Raw genomic sequence first — 16,532 nt, 5'->3', positions numbered from 1 at the left:
GGACTATTTATATGCAGGCCTCGAAAATACGACTAAGTTTTATGGTGCTGACACTCGTGTCTTTTTTATTGGGCGCAATAGAGTGTACGGCACAAACTGACCAGGTCCAATATATAACGCAAAGAGCAAAAGTTAATAAATTAATTCCTGCTACTGCGGTTAAGCTACAGGCAAAACCTTCATCCAAACCACCCCTAAAGAAAAAAGAAAATCCAATAATGGGTGAAGATGATCCCGATTTAGATGACGACGAGGAAATGACTTCCGATGAAGATGAGGCTCCCCCCGTTCGTTCTCAACTGCAGTCTCCGAGCGATAGTAAAAAAAAGAAAACTAAGGCGGAAATTGCTAAAGAAGAAAAAGCCAAAAGAAAGCGAGCAAAGTTATTAGAAGGATTTCGTCAAGGGGAAGAGTTCCATAAAAAATGGTTCCACTTACCTTCGGGCAAAATATGTGCGTCACTTGATAAATTGAAAAAATTTTGCAAAGCCGCTTGTACAAAAAAACATTGTTTGGATGAACAAGTGGCCAATAATTGTCATTTGATATGTCCAGATTCAACGACAAAACAATGTGCAGATCCCTTAAAGCAAGCAGATCCAGAAACAGAAGAAGTGACCATGGGGAGTGAAGAAGCACTCTCAGATGTACCCCAACCCATTGAGGACTTCAAACCAAAAAATTCTGTTTCTACTTCCGTCAAATCTTCCTTAGATGAAGCTGAGAAAATGCTAAAAGCTAGCGAAGGAGAAGGGGGATAAATCCTCTTTTATCCGCCTCGCTCGCTTTGTCTTGGAGGAATATAATGGACATAAAAAACTACCCACCTATTGTATTGTATTTAATTGGTTTGGCGGGGACAGGCAAACTAACAATCGCTCACAACTTTTAATGAGAACTGTGAGTAAGTTTAACAGCCCACAATTTAGCTTTAAGCGCCTCGATAGTTAGGCGTATGAGGGCATTGGCTTTTTCGCCAGGTTTGTAGTCAATATTTTTAATAGAGGAATTGGTTTTATTTGTTCTAATTTATTTTCGTCGATCTTATTCAATCGCATAGTATTTATTACCATCTTGGTAGCTGAAAGTCATAGGTCGAATATATATTTTATTTTAATTTAAATTTGCTATAAGGATCTGCTCCTTTTTTTATAAAAATTTATTAGGGTATCGGCAAATTTAAAGAAAAGATGAAACGTACTAGGCGAATACCTACAAAAAAACAAAGGATGTTTACCATTACACTTGAAACAGCATAAATGATTGCTTGGTAGGGAAGATCTTTATCAATCAACAAAGCAAATTCAAGAGTAAAAGCTGAAAATGTAGTAAATCCACCTAGAAAACCAGTTGTTATAAAAGATTTGACTGCAAAAGAAGGTGACCATTTTAGAGCCATATATTCAATGATAATTCCCATTAAAAAACACCCCAATGCATTGACGAGAAAAATTTGTAAAGGGAAGTGAGTCAATATATTCCTTGGTAAGGCCCTTCCCAAGCTATATCTAGACATGGTTCCCAGAGCTCCCCCAATTCCAATGGCGACGTAAGTCGTGATCATGATAACCTTAAGAACAATATTGATTTCTTCTCAAGGATCACAAAAATTTTATAGGGGCGTCAATGGGTGTTGTTCAAGGTAGGCATTTTAGTTGTCAGTTGTTATAACTACGGAAGATTTGAAGCCGTAGGGTAAATGCCTTACAATCTTAAATTGAGCCTATGCTAAGTCTAAGGTTGAGGAGAATTTGTATAAAATATAATTGATAATGCTTGGCTATGTGGACAGTCACACTTCCTTTGATCAAGATTCAAAAATAAGAATAAAGTTAGGTCGTATTAATGCTTTGCGAAAATTTATATACATTTTTCAAATATGACGAAGAAGTCAGAAAAATTGCTGAACCTTTTATTTTAAACCTCGGTTATTCTTACTTTCATTTTCGCAGAAATTTTAAAGATGGTTCTTCCATTATATTATCAAACAATTCATCATTTTTACTCGATTTTATAGAAAATACAAAAAGGGTAGTTCCCTATAAGGATCCCATTTCTCTTCAAAAAATATTGGTTTATTTCTGGGATGAATTTTTACCCCAAGACCTTATTTTTTTAACGCGAGATAAACACTATCTCCATCATGGAGTATCCATTTTTGATCGTCACAAAGATTACTATGATTGCTATGCCTTGGCCATGTCTGAATTCCATCCTTCTCCCGTTTCTTGGCATTTAAAGAATTTTAATGATCTTAAAATTTTTATGGAAAAATTTCCAAAAATGGCAGAGCACCTTATTAAGCAAATGGAAAGGGAGCGTTATATTGTTCCTGTGATTAATCTAACAATTCGACCAGAATTACTCTATTTACCGGAGCGGTCGGGGAGAATTGATCTTGGGTCTGGGTACAAAGATTATATTACCACTTATGAACTTTTATGTATGCAATTACTACGAGAGGGTAAATCGTATAAGGATATTGGATCAAATCTTTCAATGTCTCCTCGAACGGTAGAAACACATCTTGCCCGGCTCAAGAGACGAACAGGTCTGACATTTGATGAGCTTTTTGTAAAGTCATTCAAAATGGCGGCAGCCTGATATTAAGGTTACAAACCAGGACTATAAAGTCGAATAATAGGGAGCTTTTATTCTGACTGCTGAGAGTCATAGATTTGTTGAAAGGTTCTTAATGTCTACAAATCCATTCTTTGAAAATATTTCTTTTTCACGCTCATTTACGGATCAAGTGAAATTCATTGTCAAAGATCTGTTTTTCAATACCGGGATTAAATATTTTATTTATCTTAGAGGATCTCTAGATGGTTCTGTTAGCGCCCTCTTCTCTCATGGGGACTTCTTTCTAGATTTGTTAGAAAAGGGACTGCCTATTAGTCTTGGATTTGGCGAAGAGTATAAATCTTTGCAAACTTATTCATATTGGTGGAATGATAAATATCCAAAAGAGGTTATCGCATTAGCTCAAAAACACGGATTAGGAAGTGGCTTTTCCCTTGTGAGACGCTATCATGATTATTTCGAAATGTTTGGTTTTGCAGATTCCAATACGGCTCCCTTAACAGCCTCTTCTTATATAAGTTGTTTGTCGGGTTTCGAGACGTTTTCAGATCATTTCGTGCGGGTTGGAAAAAATATTATCAAGCAAGTTATTGAACACCCCCTGTTGATACCATCTCATCAAAACTTTCACAATCCTCAAGAAATATGTTTGGGAGGGCTTAAGGGCCAATATTTAACAAAAGGAATCTCTGGCGAAACATATTTGACAGCTCTAGAATTTTTTTCATTACAATTATTTTTAAAAGGAAAATCTTATAAAGAAATTGGAAGAATATTATCTGTCTCACATAAAACAGTGGAAAAATATCTTTCGAACGTTAAGCGTAAAACGGGCTATTATCCTCGAGATATTACGTTTCTTTTTGAGTCTAAAGGTCAGGTTAATTTAACACTGGGAATGAATGAAATTCCGGAAATTGTTGTTTAATTATCTTTTCATTGTAGGATTTAAGACTGACAGCATTTTTTTCCAATTCACCCCATAGTGCTTATTGTGTTGAAAACTTATTTCTACCCCTAATTTTGAGTAGGATGAAGGGAAGTAACAATAAGTTTTAGCAATCAGAAAAACTGAATTCTATATCTTAAATTCAAAATGTTAAGACGAAATGGATGTAGAAAAAAGTAAATCTAGAGGCTACGCGGAGCCTGCAATCCGCGACCAATTTTTTAAAACCCTAAAACCTCTTAATTTTATTAAATTGTTAAGGTACTATTTATGCCAAAATTTCTGCCTCCTCTTGACAAATTTTAAAAGAAACCCACATAAAAGGTAATGTAATTGTGTGAAAGTAGGAAATATATGATGTTCCGCCGAGTTTATGTCATCGCAAGATAGGCTCGCACACGGCTGAAAAACACCGTGTGCCTAAATAATCGATTATTTCGGTATACCCACTAAAATTGAATAACTCCCTCTTTGCTAGGCTTTACTCTAAGAGCAAAGAGTGTTCTTTCAGGAATTGTATTATGATTTATATTCAAAATCTTGTAAAACGTTTGGGCGGCAAATCTGTCCTTGATGATGTCTCATATCATTTTCCCCAAGGAGAGCATATTGCCCTGGTAGGTGATAATGGTGCAGGCAAGTCAACATTATTGAATATTTTATGTGGCTTAGACGAGGCGGATGAAGGAACGATCATTAGACCTAAAGGTTTGGTTTTGGGATATTTGCCTCAGGAACCTAGCTCTTATCCAGCATCTACGGTTTTGGCTGAGTGCCTTGAAGGAGCTGTCCGCGTTAAAGCTGTTGGATTGGTGCGCGATAGATATCTGGCAGAAATGGAAGCATCCTATACAGATGAACTTTACGAAGCCTATGATAAAGCTGAGGCGGAATTTCAAGCCTTAAAGGGTTATGAAGTTGAATCTGATGCAAAAAAATATTTAGTCGGTTTGGGTTTTTCCCTCGAACAATTTGACCAATCTCCTCTTGAGCTTTCCGGGGGATGGCGTATGCGCCTTGAACTTGCCAAAATTCTCGTAAACAACCCGAATTTCTTGATTCTCGATGAACCAACGAACCACTTAGACTTGCCAAGTTTGGTTTGGCTAGAGAGCTTTTTGCAAAGCTTTGAGGGGACACTTTTATTTGTATCTCACGATAGAGCTTTATTGAATCGGCTATCGTCCATTACTCTTCATTTGGCCCATGGCTCATTAACGCCTTATGTTGGCAACTATGATCAATTTTTAACTCAATATGAATTGGCAAGTTTGCAAACAGAGGCACAAGCTAAAGGATTGCAGCAAAAGCAAGCTCATCTTCAGAAATTCGTTGATCGATTTGGCGCCTCGGCTGCTAAAGCTGCGCAAGCCCAAAGTCGTGTCAAACAAATTGAGAAATTGCGAGAAGTCGAAAATGCGTTGAATCTTCCCAAAGCCCAGAGAGTTATTTCAGCAAGTTTAAAAATTGCTGCAGCAAGTGGCAAAGATGTTCTTAAATTGCAAAAAGCAACCGTTGGATATGCGTCCCCCATTGCGCGGAATTTAAGCTTATCCATTCAAAGAGGTCAACGCATTGCTATTATTGGTGCGAATGGTGTGGGAAAATCTACTTTAGTAAAAACTTTAGCAAACAGTCTCCCGCTTCTTGATGGTGTACTGGAATTTGGTCATAATGTGATGCTTGGGTATCACGCTCAAAATCACTTGGATGGTTTGAAACCCAATGCAACGGCATTGGAAAGTGTGACAGAAGCCAACAGAGAACTTACCGAGCAAAATGTGCGCAGTTTACTTGGCCAATTCCTACTGCAGAAGGACGATGTATTTAAAAAAGTGAGTGTTCTGTCAGGAGGTGAAAAGAATCGCGTCAGTTTATGTTGCTTACTTGCGAAACAAGCCAACTTCCTGATTCTTGATGAACCAACAAACCACTTAGATATGGCCAGCGCTGATATTTTGGCTTCAACATTAGCGGATTTTAAAGGGACAATTTTGTTTGTAAGCCATGATCGTTCATTTATTGACACAGTGGCAACCCATATTTTTGTTGTTGCAAATGCAACCCAAAGTGCCTTATTTGAAGGAAAATTAAAGGATTATGAAGAAGTTGCTGAACGGAGTGGATTTCCAAATATCTTAAAAGGGTGATAAAAATAAATAACGGAGGTTGAAATGATTGTGAAACTGGAGAGTAATTCCTGGGATGCTGCACCTACGACAAATATTCAACAAAAAATTCTTGCAGATATTGAAAGAGGAGACGTGATTTTTCTCCCTCATTTAAAATTTGACTTATTGCCTTTTGAGAAAAAATTTTTAACGGCTGATTGCGCAGATCCCAAATCAAAAAATATTAGTTTGGATATGCAAACATCTATTTTACGGGGCAGTCAATGCGAGAATTTTGAGTTTGTTCAGCTTCAGGAGATGATGACCCGGTTCGCTCATCAAGCCCGCAAACTAATTGAATCTTTTTTTCCCTTTTATCAAGAATCGCTTCGTTGGGGGCGAACCAGCTTTCGACCTATGGCGATTGAGGGACGTAAAGTGGCATCCTATCGAAAAGACGATACACGAATCCATGTGGACTCTTTTGCGTCTAGACCTGTCCAAGGACTTCGTTTATTACGTGTTTTTTCAAATATTCATCCTCTTCATCCTCGTATTTGGAAGTTGGGTGAACCTTTTGAAAATGTTGCCGCTAGATTCTTGCCGCAAATTCGACATAAGCAATGGATAAATCCTCGAATTTTACAAAAGCTAGGTATAACAAAAGGAATTCGCTCGCTATATGATCACTTCATGCTCCAAATACACGATACGATGAAGGGTGATATTGCTTATCAACAAACTATCTCAGCGCAGGAATTTTCTTTTCCTAGTGGGAGTAGTTGGATTGTCATGACCGACAAAGTTTCTCATGCGGCATTATCGGGGCAATTTATTTTAGAGCAGACTTTTTATCTCCCTGTGGAAGCTATGCAACAGCCGGATCAAGCTCCTTTGCGAATTTTAGAGAAAATGGCGGGCAAATCCTTGGTTTCGAATAAGTGGGATAGTCTCATAAAAACATAAGATATATTATACATTTTTATAGTCCTCTTTTTGCATATCCCAAATAATTTACGTCTAGATCTTTAGACAAATTCCAACGGCCGGTTAGCGGGCCGTAAGATAATCCTTGTAAATTTACAAAAGAAAAATCGAGGGGGCGCAATAAAGCCGCAAGTTCAGCTGGGCTTAGGAACTTCTGCCAGTCATGCGTACCTTTGGGCAGCATTCGCAAAATGTATTCGGCACCGATGATAGCCAAAGCATAGGCTTTCCAAGTGCGATTTAAAGTAGATAAAATGAGAGCTCCTTTTGGAGAAAGCAGCTTAGTGCATGTAGATAAAAATCCAGATACGTCCGCGACATGTTCCACAATTTCAAGGGCTAAGACACCATCAAAGGTTTTCTTTTGATGGAGGAGCTCTTCAGCAGAAGTACATATATAGGTAATGGGTAACTCCATCAATGCTGCATGAGCTGTTGCCACATGAATGGCTTCTTCGCTGGCATCAATCCCTGTTACTGTGGCGCCTAATCTTGTTAAAGGTTCAGCCACAAGGCCTCCCCCACAGCCAATATCAAGAATGGTAAGCCCCTTTAATGGTTTACTCATTTTAGCGTCGACGTGAAAATGAGTGGTGAGACAGTCTCGAATATATTGGATACGTGTTGGGTTCAGTTGATGTAAAGGTTTAAAGGGGCCATTTTCTTCCCACCATTTGGATGAAATTTTGCTAAACCGTTGAATTTCTGAAGCATCTATGGAAGAATATGGGGAGGTATACTGAGTCATCTCTTGATTGTCTGTCCTTGAAGGGTTAAGAGTATTCTAAATCTCTATTATCTTAAACCTACTAGACTACACGAAAAATATCGCGAGGAAAATGGCACGTATTGTTCAAAAATTTGGAGGAACGTCCGTGGCGGATATTGGACGCCTGGAAAATGTCTCTTTAAAAATAAAACGTGAAATTGACGCAGGCCATCAAGTAGCTGTTGTTGTTTCGGCTATGGCAGGTGTTACAAATCGTTTAGTTGGATATGCGACAAGCTTAGTCGGTCATGCTCAAAGTGCAGAATATGATGTTATTATTGCCGCTGGGGAGCAAGTCACGAGTGGACTGCTGGCTTTAGCCTTGGCACAAATTGGTATTCCGGCTCGCTCTCTTTTGGCGTGGCAAATTCCTATTATTACCGATTTAAATCATGGTAATGCACGCATTCAAGATATCGATCCCACGTGTCTCGAACAGTGTTGGGAACAAGGTTTTGTTCCTGTCATTGCAGGGTTTCAGGGATTGACATCTCAAGGGCGTCTTACGACTTTGGGTCGAGGAGGATCTGATACTACCGCTGTTGCTATTGCTGCAGCCTTAAGGGCGGATCGGTGTGATATTTATACAGATGTTACAGGTGTTTATACGGCTGATCCTCGAATTGTTCCTAAAGCCCAGAAGTTAAAAGAAATTACTTATGAGGAAATGTTTGAGCTGAGTGCTCAAGGCGCAAAAGTTTTGCAGACAAGATCCGTTGAAACAGCGATGAACCATCAAGTCCGCGTTCGTGTGTTGTCGAGTTTTCACGAAGAAAGAGGAACAGAAATTGTCCCTGAAAAAATGCTTTCTGATTCGGCCCATGTTAGCGGTATTACTCATCGGGGAGATGAAGCACGACTCACCTTAAAAAAAGTTCGTAATGAAGCTTTGGCCGTATCAAGTATTTTTGAAACTTTGAGTGAAGCAAACGTTCATATCGATATGGTTGTTCAAAATGTATCTTTAGATGATTATACGGATTTAACATTTACTGTTCTTAAGGGAGAAATACCTCGAGTTGTAGATGCTTTGCAGCAAATGAAACATTTATCCTATGATGACTTGATCCTAGATCCAAATGTTGCCAAGATTACGGTCGTGGGTGTTGGCTTACAACAACGTCTGGGAATTGCAAGCTTGATGTTTAAAACTTTGGCTGATATGAAGATATCTCTTCAGGTGATTTCTTGCTCTGCTATCAAAGTCAGTGTATTAGTAGACGAGTCAGTGGCTGAAGAAGCATTGCGAGCCCTTCATAGTGCCTATGGTTTGGATAAGGAGTTTTAAGTTGAATTTACAACAATTATGGCAACGTGGATGTTTTTTTCTTGGAACAGAATATGCCATTTTAGGCGGGGCCATGACTTGGGTATCTGATCGCCACTTGGTGTCAGCAATCTCGAATGAAGGTGGCTTTGGTGTTGTAGCTTCAGGGGCTATGTCGCCTGAACAGTTGGATGAAGAAATTAAAGGGACTGTTAAGCTGACTCAGCGCCCATTTGGTGTCAATCTGATTACAATGCATCCTGATTTAGACCGATTGGTTGAAGTGTGTGCTAAAAATCAAGTGACGCACGTTGTTCTTGCGGGAGGCTTGCCGCCTGCTTCGGCTATTGCCAGTGTGAAAGCTTATGGCGGAAAAGTTTTATGCTTTACTCCCACTTTAGGGTTTGGGAGAAAGCTGGTGAAGATGGGTGTTGATGCTCTTATCATTGAGGGGAATGAGGCCGGAGGACATGTGGGTCCCGTTTCTACCAGTGTATTGGCTCAAGAAATTCTTCCCTTTATTCGTGAGATTCCCATTTTTATTGCGGGTGGTATTGGGCGTGGAGAAGCGATTGTAAATTATCTTGAATTGGGAGCTTCTGGCGTTCAATTGGGAACTCGTTTTGTTTGTGCAATCGAGTCCCAAGCGCATGCACGATTTAAACAAGCATTTATTCGGGCAAATGCCCGTGATGCTGTGTCTTCCGTCCAGTTAGACCCCCGGTTTCCAGTCATTCCTGTGCGGGCCTTAGCTAATGATGCCACACGTCGTTTTTTTGAAAAGCAAAAGGAAATGATCGGTCGGGTTGATGAAGGAGAAATGGACTTGAAGCAAGCTCAATTGGAGGTGGAACGTTTTTGGGCAGGATCATTGCGACGAGCAGTTGTGGATGGTGATGTCGAAAATGGCTCCCTGATGGCGGGACAAAGTGTAGGTATGATTACTCAAGAGCAAACAACCGGTGAAATTATTCAAGAATTAATTACTCAGGCTAATGCCTATATCCTAAGCAAAAGTGAGAGCAAAGAAGTTAAGGGAGCAACCACTGATTTCCAGGCTAAACACATAAATGGTGAAAGACAGTAAGGTTAAAAAGAAAAAGAAAACCAGCTTTCAAGTTGATGGGGTTACCCTCAATACAGGAATTGGGCTTGGGTATGCTTTTTTACATCCGGGCTTTCAATCTCATCTAGCCACAAATCGGCGACCTTTACCCCAACCAAAAACACAAGAAGAATTAGCTCAATTACATCAAGCATTGGCAAATTTAGCTGATGAAATTCAAAGTCTTATAGACCAACAAGCCCTTGCCTCTTTAGCAACTCAGACTTATCATATTCCCCCTTCTTTAGCCTCTCGCGACATATTAGATGTCTATTTAATGCTCGCTAAAGATCCCCACTGGCACCGCCAATTGATCGATAAAGTTAACTCTGGTACATCCGCACTTGACGCTGTAGATCAGACACTTCAATCCATTAGTGAAAAGTTAAAAACCAAGAAAAAAAACTCTCTTTGGCAAGAGCGGATCAGTGATTTTGAAGATTTATCTACCCGTCTAAAACGACATTTAAGCCCCTCACGAGAAGTGTCGAAAACGAGTAAGGATAATTCCGCAATTATTGTTATTGCCGACCGGATTGGTCCTGCAGAATTATTAGATTATGATAGATCTCGCTTGGCGGGCCTCATTCTTGTTGAACAATCTCAAACTTCCCACGTAGCAATTGTAGCACGTTCTTTAGGTATCCCTGTTGTCGGGGGAATGAACAAGTCAATTCATAAAATAAATTCGGGAGATTATATTCTTGTCGATGGCAATGAAGGTCGTGTACATATTCGCCCCACCACCGAAATTATTAACAGTGTTGATTGGGAATCATTGACTCATAAAAAGAGTTTAGAAGATCCCAACTGGGAAAGTTTAACGTATTTATCAGCCCAAACGTTGGATGGGATTACCCTTTCGCTTTTTTTAAATGCTGGATTAGTTGAAGATGTTGATTATATAAATAAATCTGGCGCAGAAGGAGTGGGTTTATATCGCACGGAAATTCCTTTTATGATGCGACCTAACCTACCGACTGTAAATGAACAAATTACATTATATAAAGAAATTATCCAAAGAGCAGGTCGTTATCCGGTAACTTTCCGAACTCTCGATGTGGGAGGAGATAAAGTTTTACCTTATTTAGAGCGTTTAAAAGCTGGCAATTCACTTAAGGAGGAGGGACCAACGCGCTTGGCTTATGATAGGCCTATTTTATTGCGTTATCAGGTGCGGGCGTTAATTCGTGCATGCGAAGGTACAGAATTAAGCATCATGTTGCCTATGGTTGCAGAAGCTAGTGAGGTAAAGGCCGCTCGGGAGGTTCTTGAAAATGAAATAGAAAGAGAAAGAAAAAAAGGAAATCCGGTACCTGAAAAAATTCGACTGGGGGCGATGATTGAAGTTCCTTCTCTTGTTTATCAACTGCCCCATCTTTTCTCTGATGTTGATTTTTTATCCGTAGGCAGCAATGATCTTTTCCAATTCTTCTATGCTATTGATCGCGAGTATCTTAAATTATCCGAGCGATATGATGTCCTTTCTCCTACATTTTTAAGACTATTAAAATCTATTCAAGACCAGTGTGCATCAGCAAATATTCCTCTCAGCGTTTGTGGTGAAATGGCGGGTCGTCCTCTAGAGGCATTGGCCTTAATTGGTCTTGGTTATCGCAATTTTTCCATGTCTGCGCCGGCCGTGCCTCTTGTAAAAAAAATGATTCGTAGCCTAAACTATCAGGAGGTTTCTAATTATATGGCTGAACTTTGTAGCTTTTCTCTTGTCAACCCAAGGGAAAATTTGAGTTGTTTTGCCAAAGATCATAATATATTTATCGACTAAGTTCTTGGAAAAAAGTTGAAGGAAAGAAGGATTAAATGGATATGTTTAAGGCCTTAAAAAAGGGATTCACTGTAATCAGTTTAAGTATGCTTATCGTGCCCGTATGGGGAGCCCAAGGTTCTGAGTCGTCACAACTAGAAGAGATGATGAAAAGAGTTGGCCAGCTTGTAGAGCGAGTTGAAGCATCTGATGTAGCGCGTGCTAAAGAACGTAAGCAGTTCGAACAAACTGTTAAAGAATTAGCAACTTTACATGCTAACGAAATAAATAATTTAAAAACACATCATGATGACGCGTTAAACGCCTTAGAAGAAAGATTTAAAGAATATAAAAATCATGTTGCTGCTGTCTTGGGAGGGAAAAAAACTATTTTTTATCAAGAAATAACAGCAAATAAATTGCTTTTGGGAATAAGCGTTTGTTCTGTGTGTGGATTTTTGACAAATCTTTACTATGCTTATCATGAAACAGGCTCAATATTCTTTGGGCTATTTCGGGCATCGAGGGATACGTTAAAGGACTTTGTTACTTATTATTATGGGGCAAAAATTCTTGAACAAGTGGGTACAATAACGGGTGGGTTTGTTGCCCGAACGCCTCAAAGTCCTGACAAAAAGGATAAGTAGATGATATGGAAAGTCTTGCTGTTTTAACACTTTTGAAATTGTTAGAAAACGGATATGGCGACTCAAGCCTGCACCCCTCCCTTACTTATCAGTCAACATTAACCTCCCAAGAAAGGCGAGACGAATTATATGGGGAAGTTGATCGTTCATTCCAACATCTTCCCGGATATCAAAGCGCGCTTATAACTCATTCACAAGGTGATTTTCCCTTAGGTGTTTTTGAGCGGCCTTTAGCAGTAGATGACAAAATAGGCGATGGAGTTCTGTCAAATTATTTGCAAGGCGCTATTCGGGGTTTTATTGAAAACCTACAGGCAAAAGGGGCAACTTGGTACGCCGAAAATGTCACTCCTCTTGATCGAACACTTATTAAGTTATGCGTTCAAGGATATGGCCTTGCAATTGCACAAAGAAAAGTGATGTTGGGCCAATTTAACATTGAACAAGGTGACTTTTTGGGCAAACTAAATGCTCAAAACTATTTAGGGGCCTTACTACAAGCTTTTGATTTGGCTAGATTAGGATTTGATCGATTAAGAGGATATGTGATTCGAACAGAAGCTTTAAGACAAGCTCCTCTAATCTCAATGGTAGATAAAGTCAAAATACAAGGTGCAATGGATATTGCCCTCAAAAGAAGTGAAGAAGAACTTAAATTTTGGATGATTCGCACCTTAAGTCTTTTGAAATTAACGGATTTGTTACATTATCTCGACGACATAAATGAAACTCTTGTCTATCAGGAAGAGACGGGGGGACCGAATCGGGGATTCCAAAACGCTCTTGAGCGATATAATATTCAGTCTTTAATAATTGAGCTTCAAGCTGCATTTTATAATGAAACTCGCCGCCAACGCCTATATGTCAGTTTTATATTTAGAGCATTTGAGTATATTGCCAATCCTTTAGGTGCGTATCTTGCACAAGGAGTTGGGGCCAAACAACCTCGCACTTTTCCCCTAGTTGCCGAAGAGGCAAGCGCCAGAATTACCCAAGAGTATCGAGATTTAAGCGATTACCGTGAAGTTAAAATACTCTCAGAAACAGATAAAGCTGTAAAATATTTGGAAGCTGTTGCAAGAGGCCGTTTTTTATTAGGTAAACAAATTTTGGTGAATTGGCAGCATATTCCTAATAAAAAATTTTCGAGTGAGCAAGAACTTAGAAAATTAGATACTTACAAAAAATTTCTTGAGCAGCTTCGTTGGTTACAAACTCAATTATTCGTATTGGAATATCATGTTGCGCTTAAATTAAAAGAAAATCGCGATGTAGCGCTTGAAAATTATGCTGACAAGATAAGACAAGCGATAGCGACCCTTAATTATGACCATAAAGAATTGACGGCGTCGTTCTTGATGGATGTTCAAAATAGCATTAAAGCTCTTCATCCGAATTTAGCACAATTAAAAACAACCTTTACCGATATGCTGAGGCGGATTCTTTTGCGCGGTAGTCTTGTTGAATCAACGAGTTCATTTGATGTCGTTGCCAAAAGAGTAACACAAAGGAATCAAGAGTATTGCGAAATCACGAAGCAAGTGCATGACTTATTGTGGGGAGGTTTGCCCGTTCCTGAAAATGCTGACGTCATAGATAGCCATCAAGATGTGGAGGGGGAGGCATTACCAAACCCAGCATTGTTGAATCCTGCAAAAGTTGGTGTTTTTAACGCCTGGGCTTTACATGCCTTTAAAAAATTTGAGACACCGCAAAGATATTTAGCTTTTGTAGAAGACCCTCAGTTTGAATCTCTCATAAAAATTGATGTAGCGGTTTTTTTTAGTGATCAAGATTTAGAAGTACAACTTGTCAAGTGGAGTTGGAGACAGCAAAAAGAAGATTTAATAAAATACTGTGAATTTAGTCGTCGTGTTGATGAACTAGCTTCCCGTCTCTCACTCTCATCTCAAGATTTAATTCTTCGCCTTAAATTACTGCTTTTAGAAAGTTTAAGGAAACAAGTTCGTACAGATTATAGCGCTTATAAATCAAGTATAAGTACAAGTTGGTTTGCTCCGGAAAGCTATAGAAATAGTATGGTTCTTCTGGGAAGGAGTGCTGCACGTAAATATTTTAGGATGAGCCAAGGCAGTTTTCCTTTAAATAATGATGTTCCACATTTTCGCGACCCGTTGTTTCAAGCAGATATTGAAGCTCAATTAAATTTAGAGATAATACCCTCACCCATTAAGAATCAAGGCAATGATTCTGATGAATAATATACGGGCATATGAGGCAATACGCCTGTTGTCTGTGAACTTCACTTTATGCTACTTCAAGTTTGATTAAACTTTAATTTATGAAAGAAAAGAAATGACGAATATGCCAGAAAATGGGGAATTTTGTTGGAATGAATTGATGACTTCAGATACGGGTCAAGCGCAGGAGTTTTATTGTAAACTTTTTGGCTGGACAAGCCAAGAGCATCCTATGAAAAATATGACCTATACCATTTTTAAAAAGGGTGAAAAAGGCATTGGGGGTATGCTTCAAATTCCCACTTCGGAACAGGGCAAAATCCCACCTCATTGGTTAAGCTATATTTTGGTTGCCAACCTTGATGAAATGATTATTAAATCCGAGACGTTGGGGGCACAAGTCAAAGTGGGGTCAACCCTTGTAGAGGGTATGGGACGCTTTGCCATTCTTATGGATCCTACCGGTGCTGCTATCGCTCTTTGGGAAACTATTAATAGCTAAGTTATGGATCATAAATTTTTTAAGGAACTTTCTATGAAATTCTTCATTTCTTTTGTAATTCTTTTTATCTGGTCCGCAATTTCTATGACGACCTTTTCTCAAGAGAATGCATCACAAAATATTTTATGTACGTATACAGTTGATGCGCACGAAGCTGTGCAGGATAGAACATTCTCTTCAATTTCTCTATTGGATCACTCAACCCTAACTGTTGTCAGTGATCAACATATGAGAGACTTGATGGGAGACGACCTTGAACATCTTCGGAACTGTGCAAACATAGAATTTCATAAATTTTCACCGTCTCAAATAGCCTTATATTCTCATAATCCCAGTAAGATTATTGAAATTAAGCAGGGAAAAGCCAATGTTTTTACTGATGTGTCTTTGGAAGAAGATCGCCTTATTTATTCCCCAGATATACTCGATTGTGTCGGCTTATATGTGGGAAAACCAAGAGGCCCTATTGCTTGTGCCCATTTAGATTCGAGTGACATTGAAAACGGTAAAGTGGCACGAATTTTATCTAGATTTAAAGACCTTAATGCTGAAGAAAAAGCCACGTTTCAGGTTTATCTTATTAGTGGAAGTTATTCATTGGATTTGAGACATACTTATGCTGCTTTGAAATCGGAAGGGTTTAAGGTGTGAGGAAAATCGATATTGCCTATATTTTCGAATGTATCACAAAAAATGTTTTCCATCTCGCTTTCTGCTTTGGGGATTGAAGAGAGTCAACTTCAAGATAAATCAGCAGCGAATATTCTAGAAATTTTTGCAAAAAGGCAAGAAAGGCCTCTTATTCCGCAAGTTTTAGCAGCAACTTTAGGAGATGGTAAGTTTTATGGCATGCAAGAAGCTTTAGGTCTCATGCAAGTTGCAAGTAGGCCCGGATTTATTTCCAAACTTCAAGATTTGATGACAAGATTATTCACCCTTGATTTAACCAAAATTAGCGCTGGAACAAAACAAGCTATGGTTGACCAATTGAAAGCGGGAAACTCTGTAGAACAAGTTCTAAAATTGTTTCCAGAATTAAAAATCAAAAGCTAATAAAACTAATTTTTAGGATGCGTCTTTCTAATTTCTGGGAGCATGTTTGGCTAAAATTCTTTGCAAGGTCCGTCGGTGCATCTTAAGCTGCCGCGCTGTTTCGGAGACGTTGTTGCCACATTCTGTAAAAATACGTTGAATGTGTTCCCATTTTACACGATCTGGAGACATAGGATTTGTTGGCGGTGGGGGAAGATCTGGAGAGAGATTCATTAGTGTGCGTTCAATGGCTTCTGCATCGGCAGGCTTGGGAAGATAATCTGTGGCTCCATGCTTTATTGCTGTTACAGCGGTTGCAATATTACCATACCCCGTCAAAACAATAACTCTGGCTTTGTCATTCACGGAGTGAATATAGTCGACAACTTCAAGCCCTGATCCATCATTGAGTTTGAGATCAACGATTGCGTAATTGGGAACATTCCATTTTATAGAAGCATGCGCTTGAGCAATACTATCCGCGGTGGATACAATAAAACCACGTTTCGTCATTGTTTTTGCTAAACGCTCTCGCAATGGCGCATCGTCGTCAATTATAAGAAGTGATTTTTCGAGGTTATTGTCTGTATCGGACATCATTTGGCTCCCCTTCT

General features: G+C 39.1%; 16 protein-coding genes. 13 read left to right on the top strand and 3 right to left on the bottom strand.

The annotated features are described in order from the left end of the window. Window positions 1-56: 56 nt before the first annotated feature. A complete protein-coding gene (locus FJX03_02135) occupies window positions 57-761 on the top strand; it encodes a hypothetical protein (protein ID MBM3632494.1) in 705 nt (234 codons plus the stop codon). Window positions 762-1,162: 401 nt separating this feature from the next. On the opposite strand, the gene crcB is transcribed toward FJX03_02135, so the two are convergent. Then, window positions 1,163-1,564, bottom strand: coding sequence for a fluoride efflux transporter CrcB (crcB, locus tag FJX03_02130; GenBank protein MBM3632493.1), 402 nt, complete (start codon window positions 1,562-1,564; stop codon window positions 1,163-1,165). A 281-nt stretch (window positions 1,565-1,845) separates the two neighbouring features. On the opposite strand from crcB, the gene FJX03_02125 reads away from it, so the two are divergent. The 4 genes from FJX03_02125 to FJX03_02110 all read left to right on the top strand — a co-directional run bounded on the left by FJX03_02125 (window position 1,846) and on the right by FJX03_02110 (window position 6,609). Continuing rightward, window positions 1,846-2,604, top strand: coding sequence for a helix-turn-helix transcriptional regulator (locus tag FJX03_02125; protein MBM3632492.1), 759 nt, complete (start codon window positions 1,846-1,848; stop codon window positions 2,602-2,604). 91 nt (window positions 2,605-2,695) lie between these two features. Further along, window positions 2,696-3,511, top strand: coding sequence for a helix-turn-helix transcriptional regulator (locus tag FJX03_02120; GenBank protein MBM3632491.1), 816 nt, complete (start codon window positions 2,696-2,698; stop codon window positions 3,509-3,511). A gap of 542 nt (window positions 3,512-4,053) precedes the next feature. Continuing rightward, window positions 4,054-5,682, top strand: coding sequence for an ABC-F family ATP-binding cassette domain-containing protein (locus tag FJX03_02115; protein ID MBM3632490.1), 1,629 nt, complete (start codon window positions 4,054-4,056; stop codon window positions 5,680-5,682). 24 nt (window positions 5,683-5,706) lie between these two features. Beyond that, complete coding sequence (locus tag FJX03_02110; GenBank protein ID MBM3632489.1) at window positions 5,707-6,609, top strand: 3-deoxy-D-manno-oct-2-ulosonic acid (Kdo) hydroxylase; 903 nt, start codon at window positions 5,707-5,709, stop codon at window positions 6,607-6,609. Between the two features lie 16 nt (window positions 6,610-6,625). On the opposite strand, the gene ubiG is transcribed toward FJX03_02110, so the two are convergent. After that, window positions 6,626-7,378 carry a bifunctional 2-polyprenyl-6-hydroxyphenol methylase/3-demethylubiquinol 3-O-methyltransferase UbiG gene (ubiG, locus tag FJX03_02105; GenBank protein ID MBM3632488.1) on the bottom strand — a complete coding sequence of 251 codons (753 nt, stop codon included), beginning with the start codon at window positions 7,376-7,378 and terminating at the stop codon, window positions 6,626-6,628. A gap of 91 nt (window positions 7,379-7,469) precedes the next feature. On the opposite strand from ubiG, the gene FJX03_02100 reads away from it, so the two are divergent. The 8 genes from FJX03_02100 to FJX03_02065 all read left to right on the top strand — a co-directional run bounded on the left by FJX03_02100 (window position 7,470) and on the right by FJX03_02065 (window position 15,939). Then, the gene (locus tag FJX03_02100; GenBank protein ID MBM3632487.1) at window positions 7,470-8,687 is read left to right on the top strand and encodes an aspartate kinase; all 1,218 of its coding nucleotides are present in this window, start codon (window positions 7,470-7,472) and stop codon (window positions 8,685-8,687) included. After that, window positions 8,665-9,753: a 2-nitropropane dioxygenase gene (locus FJX03_02095; GenBank protein ID MBM3632486.1), complete on the top strand. Its 1,089-nt coding sequence runs from the start codon at window positions 8,665-8,667 to the stop codon at window positions 9,751-9,753. Before FJX03_02100 ends, FJX03_02095 begins: the two co-directional genes overlap by 23 nt. Then, window positions 9,737-11,557 carry a phosphoenolpyruvate--protein phosphotransferase gene (ptsP, locus tag FJX03_02090; GenBank protein ID MBM3632485.1) on the top strand — a complete coding sequence of 607 codons (1,821 nt, stop codon included), beginning with the start codon at window positions 9,737-9,739 and terminating at the stop codon, window positions 11,555-11,557. Before FJX03_02095 ends, ptsP begins: the two co-directional genes overlap by 17 nt. A gap of 35 nt (window positions 11,558-11,592) precedes the next feature. Further along, window positions 11,593-12,183, top strand: coding sequence for a hypothetical protein (locus FJX03_02085; protein MBM3632484.1), 591 nt, complete (start codon window positions 11,593-11,595; stop codon window positions 12,181-12,183). Between the two features lie 5 nt (window positions 12,184-12,188). Beyond that, window positions 12,189-14,405, top strand: coding sequence for a hypothetical protein (locus FJX03_02080; GenBank protein ID MBM3632483.1), 2,217 nt, complete (start codon window positions 12,189-12,191; stop codon window positions 14,403-14,405). 103 nt (window positions 14,406-14,508) lie between these two features. Next, complete coding sequence (locus FJX03_02075) at window positions 14,509-14,886, top strand: VOC family protein (protein MBM3632482.1); 378 nt, start codon at window positions 14,509-14,511, stop codon at window positions 14,884-14,886. A gap of 33 nt (window positions 14,887-14,919) precedes the next feature. Beyond that, window positions 14,920-15,537, top strand: a complete 618-nt coding sequence (locus FJX03_02070) for a hypothetical protein (GenBank protein MBM3632481.1) — start codon at window positions 14,920-14,922, stop codon at window positions 15,535-15,537. A 12-nt stretch (window positions 15,538-15,549) separates the two neighbouring features. Next, on the top strand, window positions 15,550-15,939 hold the full coding sequence (locus FJX03_02065; GenBank protein ID MBM3632480.1) for a hypothetical protein: 390 nt from the start codon (window positions 15,550-15,552) through the stop codon (window positions 15,937-15,939). A 27-nt stretch (window positions 15,940-15,966) separates the two neighbouring features. On the opposite strand, the gene FJX03_02060 is transcribed toward FJX03_02065, so the two are convergent. Beyond that, entirely contained in the window at window positions 15,967-16,518 is a 552-nt protein-coding gene (locus FJX03_02060) for an ActR/PrrA/RegA family redox response regulator transcription factor (GenBank protein MBM3632479.1), read from the bottom strand. Between the last annotated feature and the right edge of the window lie 14 nt (window positions 16,519-16,532).

It is taken from the genome of Alphaproteobacteria bacterium (assembly GCA_016870095.1).
Taxonomy (GTDB): Bacteria; Pseudomonadota; Alphaproteobacteria; order Paracaedibacterales; family VGCI01; genus VGCI01.
Note: the sequence above shows the minus strand (reverse complement) of the source record. Positions and strands in the feature narration are given on the sequence as shown.